This window comes from Promicromonospora sp. NPDC060204, from assembly GCF_042728455.1.
Classification (GTDB): Bacteria; Actinomycetota; Actinomycetes; order Actinomycetales; family Cellulomonadaceae; genus Promicromonospora.
The window spans coordinates 1-7,126 of record NZ_JBHWZO010000298.1 but is presented as its reverse complement, the minus strand read 5'-3'; the positions used below and the strand labels follow the sequence as shown (position 1 = coordinate 7,126).

7 protein-coding genes are annotated in these 7,126 nt (G+C 74.6%); all 7 read left to right on the top strand.

Annotated elements, in window-relative coordinates; genetic code table 11:
* A partial coding sequence (locus ACFWEJ_RS25390) for a DAK2 domain-containing protein (RefSeq protein WP_377231952.1) occupies positions 1–1,349 on the top strand: 1,349 nt, incomplete at its 5' end.
* Complete coding sequence (locus tag ACFWEJ_RS25385; protein ID WP_377231951.1) at positions 1,346–3,631, top strand: ATP-dependent DNA helicase RecG; 2,286 nt, start codon at positions 1,346–1,348, stop codon at positions 3,629–3,631. The genes ACFWEJ_RS25390 and ACFWEJ_RS25385, both read left to right, overlap by 4 nt.
* Positions 3,632–3,745: 114 nt before the next feature.
* Positions 3,746–4,711: an endonuclease/exonuclease/phosphatase family protein gene (locus ACFWEJ_RS25380; protein ID WP_377231950.1), complete on the top strand. Its 966-nt coding sequence runs from the start codon at positions 3,746–3,748 to the stop codon at positions 4,709–4,711.
* 115 nt (positions 4,712–4,826) lie between these two features.
* On the top strand, positions 4,827–5,507 hold the full coding sequence (locus ACFWEJ_RS25375; protein WP_377231949.1) for an RsmD family RNA methyltransferase: 681 nt from the start codon (positions 4,827–4,829) through the stop codon (positions 5,505–5,507).
* Positions 5,504–6,016: a pantetheine-phosphate adenylyltransferase gene (coaD, locus tag ACFWEJ_RS25370; protein ID WP_377231948.1), complete on the top strand. Its 513-nt coding sequence runs from the start codon at positions 5,504–5,506 to the stop codon at positions 6,014–6,016. Before ACFWEJ_RS25375 ends, coaD begins: the two co-directional genes overlap by 4 nt.
* Positions 6,017–6,240: 224 nt before the next feature.
* Positions 6,241–6,756, top strand: a complete 516-nt coding sequence (locus ACFWEJ_RS25365; protein WP_377231947.1) for a YceD family protein — start codon at positions 6,241–6,243, stop codon at positions 6,754–6,756.
* Between the two features lie 2 nt (positions 6,757–6,758).
* Complete coding sequence (rpmF, locus tag ACFWEJ_RS25360; RefSeq protein WP_108495103.1) at positions 6,759–6,953, top strand: 50S ribosomal protein L32; 195 nt, start codon at positions 6,759–6,761, stop codon at positions 6,951–6,953.
* Positions 6,954–7,126: the final 173 nt, after the last annotated feature.

Here is a 7,126-nt window from a genome sequence, read left to right as displayed (position 1 = left end):
GGTCCGCCGTGGCGGTGCCCGCCGAGGGCACCATCCTCTCGGCCGCCGACGCCGCGGGGGCGGCCGCGCGCGCCGCCGGGCCCGACGCCGGGCCGCTGCCCGTGGTGACCGCCGCGGCGGCCGCGGCCCGGGCGTCCGCGCGGGCCAGCCGGGAGGAGCTCGACGTGCTGCGCACCGCGGGCGTGCTCGACGCCGGCGCGCTGGGCCTGGTACTCGTGCTGGACGCGCTGGTCGTCGCGGCGGCGGGTGCCTCGGCCGGGGCGGAGGCTGGTGCGGCGGCCGGTGCGGCGGGAGCTCGCGGGCCGGCCGCCGGTGACCCGGGCGCGGGCGGAGTGTCAGTGGTGCGCGGCAGCATGGATGCCGTGACCCTGGACCAGCTTCTCGACGCCGGTGCGCTGCCGAGCGCGCCGGACCCGGCGGACGCCGTGTCGTCGGTGACCGACGGCGAGGCCGAGCCGCACGGTGCCGGCTCCGGCGCCCTCGAGCTCATGTTCGTCCTCACCGGCCCCGCCGGCGAGCAGGCCGACACCGTCGCCGCCGGGCTGCGCGGCGCCCTCGCGGAGGTGGGCGACTCGGTGGTCGTCGTGGGCGGGGACGCGGGGACCGGCACGGCCGTCTGGCAGGCCCACGTGCACACCGACCACCTCGACCGGGCGCTCGTGATCGCGGCCGACGCCGCGCGGGCGGGCACGCTCGCACAGGTGCACGTGCGACACCTCGCGGCGGCCGGCCAGCACGAGTGGGGCGTGGTGGCTGCGACGTCGGCGCCCGGCCTGGCGGGGGAGCTCGCGCACGCGGGCGCCGTCGTCCTTCTCACGGGCGGGGTCGGCGCCACCGTCGAGCCGCTGGTGGCCGACGACGTCGAGCGGGCCGCCGCCTCGACCGGCGCCCGGCGCGTGCTGCTCCTGGGTGCGCCCGAGGTGACCGCCGGGGGCGGTGCGCACCTCGACGTCGACGAGCTGATCACCGTGCCGTCGGCCACCGACGTGCACGCCGTCGTGGCGCTGGCGGCCCTCGGCACGCTGCTGCCGGTCGGGCTGCCGGACCTGGGCGGCGACCCCGTCGACGCGCACGCCGTCGTGGGCGAGGCCCTCGCCGGGCTGACCGTCCACGCCACGTCCGCCGCGGCCGCCGTCGACCTGCTGGAGAGGGCCGCCGGACCGGAGACCACCGTGGTGACGGCGCTGCTCGACGCCGGCGTGCCCGCTGACCTGCCCGACCGGCTCGCCGCCGTCCTCGCCGGGCGCGTGCCGGACGCAGAGCTCGTCGTCCTGGCGACCGGTCACCCGGGCGACGGGGTGCAGCTCGGCGTGGAGATCGCCGCGCCGGAACCGGAGGCGGACGCATGAGCGACCGGGTGGACGAGCGTCTGGAGCGGGCGTTCGACAAGCGGACCGCGACCGCCCTGGGCAAGCTCGGGCTGACGACCGTGGGCGACCTGCTGGGCCACTACCCGCGCCGGTACGCCGACCCGGGCGCGCTGACCGACATCGCGGCGCTCGAGGTGGGCGAGCACGTGACGATCCTCGCCCGGGTCGAGCAGGCCACCGTGCGGCCCATGCGCAACCGCAACGGCGCGCTCATGGAGGTGGTGGTGACGGACGGCACCAGCCGGCTGTCGCTCACTTTCTTCGGCAAGCACCGCGGCTCGCTCTACAACCACGAGAAGCGGCTGGTCCCGGGGGCGAAGGGCCTGTTCACGGGCACCGTCGGCCTGTACCGGGGCACGCGCCAGCTCACGCACCCGGACTTCACGCTGATGGGCGAGGAGTCCGACCTCGACAGCGACGAGGCGCTCATGGAGCACGCCACCAAGCCCATCCCGATCTACCCGGCCGCCGCGGGCATCCCGAGCTGGAAGGTCCAGGGCGCGCTCCGTGTCGTGCTGGACACGTTGACCGACGCCGACGTGCCGGACCCCGTGCCCGACGAGGTGCGGCAGCGCCAGGGCCTGCCGGGACGAGCCGCCGCCCTGCGCAGCCTGCACCGGCCCGCGACGCTGGAGGAGGCATACCAGGCCCGGCACCGCATGCGGTTCGAGGAGGCGTTCGTGCTGCAGGCCGCGCTCGCACAGCGCCGCGCCCGCACCGCCGCCGAGGACGCGACCGCCCGCCCGCCGCTGCCCGCGGGGCAGCCGAGCATCCTCGCGGACTTCGACGCGGCCCTCCCGTTCACCCTCACCGACGGCCAGCGCGAGGTCGGCGACGAGATCGCGGCCGAGCTCGCCCGGCCCCGCCCGATGCACCGGCTGCTGCAGGGCGAGGTCGGCAGCGGCAAGACGGTGGTCGCGCTGCGGGCCATGCTCCAGGTGGTCGACGTCGGCGGCCAGGCGGCCCTGCTCGCCCCCACCGAGGTGCTCGCCGCGCAGCACGCCCGCACCCTGCGCACCCTGCTCGGCCCGCTGGCCGACGGCGGCACGCTGTTCGGTGCCGAGCGAGCGGGCGCCAGCACCCGCGTGGCGCTGCTGACCGGGTCGCTCGGCGCGAAGGCCCGCAAGGAGGCGCTCCTGCAGGCCGCGAGCGGGGAGGCCGGGATCGTGGTCGGCACGCACGCGCTGCTCTCCGAGCAGGTGCAGTTCGCCGACCTGGGCCTCGTCGTGGTGGACGAGCAGCACCGGTTCGGCGTCGAGCAGCGGGACGCGCTGCGCGCCAAGGGGCGTGTGTCGCCGCACCTCCTGGTCATGACCGCCACGCCCATTCCGCGCACCGTCGCGATGACGGTGTTCGGCGACCTGGAGACGTCGTCCCTCACGGAGGTGCCGGCCGGGCGTGCGGGCATCACGACCGTCGCGGTCCCCGCGGGGAACGTCCGCTGGACCGACCGCACCTGGGCCCGCGTGCGCGAGGAGGTCGACGCCGGCCGCCGCGCCTACGTCGTGTGCGCGCGGATCCACCCGGACGAGGAGACCGACGAGAAGAGCGGCGCGAAGGCCAAGGTCCCGGCCAAGGACTTCGACGACGTGCCCGAGTACCTGGACCTCGGCGACCCGGGCGCCGCGGGCGCGGCCGACCGGCCGCCGCTGCGCGCCGTGCTCGAGGTGGTCGAGGAGCTGCGCTCGCGTCCGGAGCTCGCCGGGATCGAGGTCGGCGTCTTGCACGGGCAGATGCCGCCGGACCAGAAGGACGCCGCCATGGCCGCCTTCGCCTCCGGGGCGGCACCCGTGCTCGTCTCGACCACGGTGGTCGAGGTGGGCGTGGACGTCCCCGAGGCCACGGCCATGGTGATCTTCGACGCCGACCGGTTCGGCATCTCCCAGCTGCACCAGCTCCGCGGCCGGGTCGGGCGCGGCAGCGACCCCGGGCTGTGCCTCCTCGTCTCCGACGCCGAACCGGGCACGCCCGCCTTCGCGCGGCTGGAAGCCATGACGCAGACCACCGACGGCTTCAAGCTCGCCAACCTCGACCTGGAGCTGCGCAGCGAGGGCGACGTGCTCGGTGCCGCGCAGTCCGGCCGGGCCAGCTCGCTCCGCCTGCTCCGCGTGGTCAAGGACGCCGGGCTCATCGAGGAGGCGCGCACCGCGGCCGCCGACGTCGTGGCGGCGTCCCCCGACCTCACCGAGTTCCCGGAGCTCGCGCGCGCCATCCGCGCCCAGCTCGACGAGGACCAGGAGGAGTTCCTGGAGCGCACCTGACCGTGCCTCACCCGCTCTGACCTGGTCGGACGGCCAGATCCGGGACGGGGACCACCACGAACGGGATGACCCACTCCTTACGCCCGAAACATACAACCGATAGAGTCCCCGCCCGTGACGGTCGATGCGAGGCACGCGATCCACACGGGCAGGCCCGCGAAGACCGCGTGGCAGCGCGGAAGACTGCTCGCGCTCGGATCCGTCCTGGTCGCCCTGCTCCTCGTGGGCCACGAGTACGTGCCCAACCGCTGGGGAAACCTCGGCAGCCTCGTCCAGTCCTTCCTGCCGTGGCTCGGCCTCGCGGTGCCGCTCGGCATCCTCGCCGCGCTGCTGCGGAGGTCGGCGCTCGCGGTCCTCGCCGTCCTGCTGCCGCTGGCGGCCTGGATCTGGGTCTTCCTGCCGCAGATCCGTGCCGAGGCCATGCCCCCGGGCGACCTCACCGTGGTGCAGCACAACGTCAACGCCGCCAACTCCGACGTGGCGGGCACCGCGGAGGTCATCCTCGCGGCCGAGCCCGACGTCGTCACGCTCACCGAGGTGCCGTTCGACCTGGCGGAGAAGTACGACGAGGCGCTCACCGAGGCGCTGCCGTACCACCAGAGCGAGGGCACGGTCGGCATCTGGTCCAGGTACCCGCTCAAGGGCGTGCGGCCCGTGGACATCCTCGACGAGTCCTGGAACCGCTGCCTGCGCGCGGTGGTCGAGCACGACGGCGCGAACGTCGTGCTGTACGCGGCGCACCTGCCCTCGGTCCGGGTCGGGAGCGGCGGCTTCGAGACCGAGGAGCGCAACGCCGCCGCGCTCCGGCTGGCGGACGCGGTCCAGGCCGAGAAGGACGAGACGGTCGTCGTGGCCGGAGACCTGAACGCGGTCCTCGCCGACGACGCGATCGCGCCGCTGACCAACCTCGTCATCGCGCCGACCACCGGTTTCGAGTTCACCTACCCCGCGGTGTTCCCGGTGGCGCAGATCGACCACGTCCTGGCCCGCGGCGCCACCGTGACGGACGTCCGCGCCCTGCCCCGCACGGCCAGCGACCACCTCCCGGTGGTAGCCCACATAGACACCCCCTGGTCCTGACCCCGCCCCAGCCCCCTTCCCAGCCCGCTGAGTGCTGGATATTTGCGCGTTCTCGTGCGCCAGGAGCACAGATACCCAGCACTCAACGGGTCGGGGGCGGGTTAGGGTTTTCGGCGTGACCAGGATCGTCGCGGGGTCGGTGGGCGGGCGGTCCATCGCGGTGCCCGCCAAGGGCACCCGCCCCACCAGCGACCGTGTCCGCGAGGCGATCTTCTCCCGGCTGGAGCACCTCGACGTGCTCGACGGCGCCCGCGTGCTCGACCTCTACGCCGGCTCCGGCGCCCTCGGGCTGGAGGCCGCCAGCCGGGGCGCCGTGTCGGTGACCCTCGTGGACAGCGCGCGCGCCGCGGCCGACGTCGCGCGCAAGAACGTCGCCACCCTCGGCCTGACCGGGGTGCGCGTCACCACGGAGAGTGCCGAGCGGTACGCGGCGGCGCTCGCGGGCCGGGCGGCGGGTCCGGGCGGCACAGCGGGCCCGGTCGGCGCGGCGGGCGCGGTCGCCGGTGCGCCGGGCGCGGCGGCTGGCCACACCGGCGCGGCCGGCGGGCTCGACCTCGTGTTCCTCGACCCGCCCTACGACCTCGCCGAGGACGACCTCGCCGTCGTCCTGACGCACCTCGCGACGCCGGGCGTGCTCGCGGACGGTGCCGTCGTGGTCGTCGAGCGCTCGACCCGCACCCCGGAACCTGCCTGGCCGCAGGGCCTGGCCCCGTTCGCGCGGAAGGATTACGGCGAGACGGCGGTCCACTACGCGGAGCCGTCGGGCACCGCGCCGTCGGATAGCGTGGGCGCGTGACCACCGTCGTCTGCCCCGGCTCGTTCGACCCCATCACGCTCGGCCACCTCGACGTGGTCCGCCGCGCCACCACGATGTTCGACGACGTGGTGGTCGGCGTCGCGAAGAACCCCGGCAAGTCCGGCCTGCTGGACCTGGAGACGCGCGCCGGCCTCGTGCGCGCGGCCCTGGCGTCCGCGGCCGAGGCCGAGCCGCAGCTGGCCCGGGTGCGGGTCGCCGTCGTGCCCGGGCTGCTGGTGGACTTCTGCCGGGAGATCGGCGCGGTCGCCGTCGTCAAGGGTCTGCGCGGCGGCGGGGACTTCGACGCCGAGCAGCCGATGGCGCTCATGAACCGGCACCTGTCGGGCGTCGAGACGATCTTCCTGCCGGGCGACCAGCGGTACGCGCACGTCGCGTCGTCGCTGGTCAAGGACATCGTGCGGCACGGTGGGCCGGTCGACGACCTGGTCCCGGCAGGAGTCACGGAGGCCCTGCGGGCCGCGCTGGGGCAGCCCGCCGCGGGCTCGTGAGCCCCGTCACCCCGCACGGGCGCGCGTACCGCCCGTTCCATGTCGTAGGATTGCTTTTTGGCCCCTGGCGTCAGCCTCCTCTGCGAGGCTGAGAGCCGGTCCACCCCCCTCATCGTCCATCCGGACGCTGTCCTCGTTCTGCCCTATCGGAGCCTGTTATCTCCCGCGAACCGAAATCGCCGCTCGTGCTCGACACGCACGAGCTCTCTCGGCGTGCCGGAACGATGCGTACGCACAGCTTGACCGTGCAGGCGCCGTCGGACCTCGGCACGGCCGTGATCGGTATCCCGGAAGGCTCTGACCTGGAGCTGGACCTGAGGCTCGAGTCCGTGATGGAGGGCGTGCTGGTCTCCGGCACCGTCCGCGGCACGGTCAAGGGCGAGTGCAGCCGCTGCCTCGACGACATCTCCCGTGAGATCACGGTCGACGTCACCGAGCTGTTCGCCTATCCCGAGAAGGCCGCCGCGTCGGCCGAGGCGGGGGACGACGACGTCCAGGACGAGGAGTCCGTGCTGGAGGACGACATGGCCGACCTGGAGCCCTCGCTTCGGGATTCGGTCGTGACTGCACTACCATTTCAACCGTTGTGCCGGGAGGACTGCCCGGGCCTGTGCTCCGAGTGCGGAGCCCGCCTGGCGGATGACCCCGGTCATCACCATGACGTGGTCGACCCTCGTTGGTCGGCGCTACAGAGCATGCTCGAACCTACGAGCGTGTCGGACGAGACGAAAGAGAGCTAGCCGTGGCTGTTCCGAAGCGCAAGATGTCGCGCAGCAACACCCGTGCGCGTCGCTCGCAGTGGAAGACCACCGCAGCGACCCTCACGACCTGCCCGCAGTGCCAGGGCAACAAGCTGCCCCACACGGCGTGCCCGACGTGCGGTACCTACAAGGGTCGCACCTACCGCGACGCCCTGAAGACCGTTCACGCGGGCTGACGTGGCCAAGGGCGGGACGGCCCCGGCAAGGCCGGAACCTACCGCGCTGCTCGAGAAGCGGGGGGGGCCGATGGACCCCCCGGATGTTGTGGGGGGACAGACCCACCCCGCGGTGGCGCCCGCCGGCCGGGGGCGCCCCCCCCACCAAACCCCCGGGTTACGGGGGGGCCCCC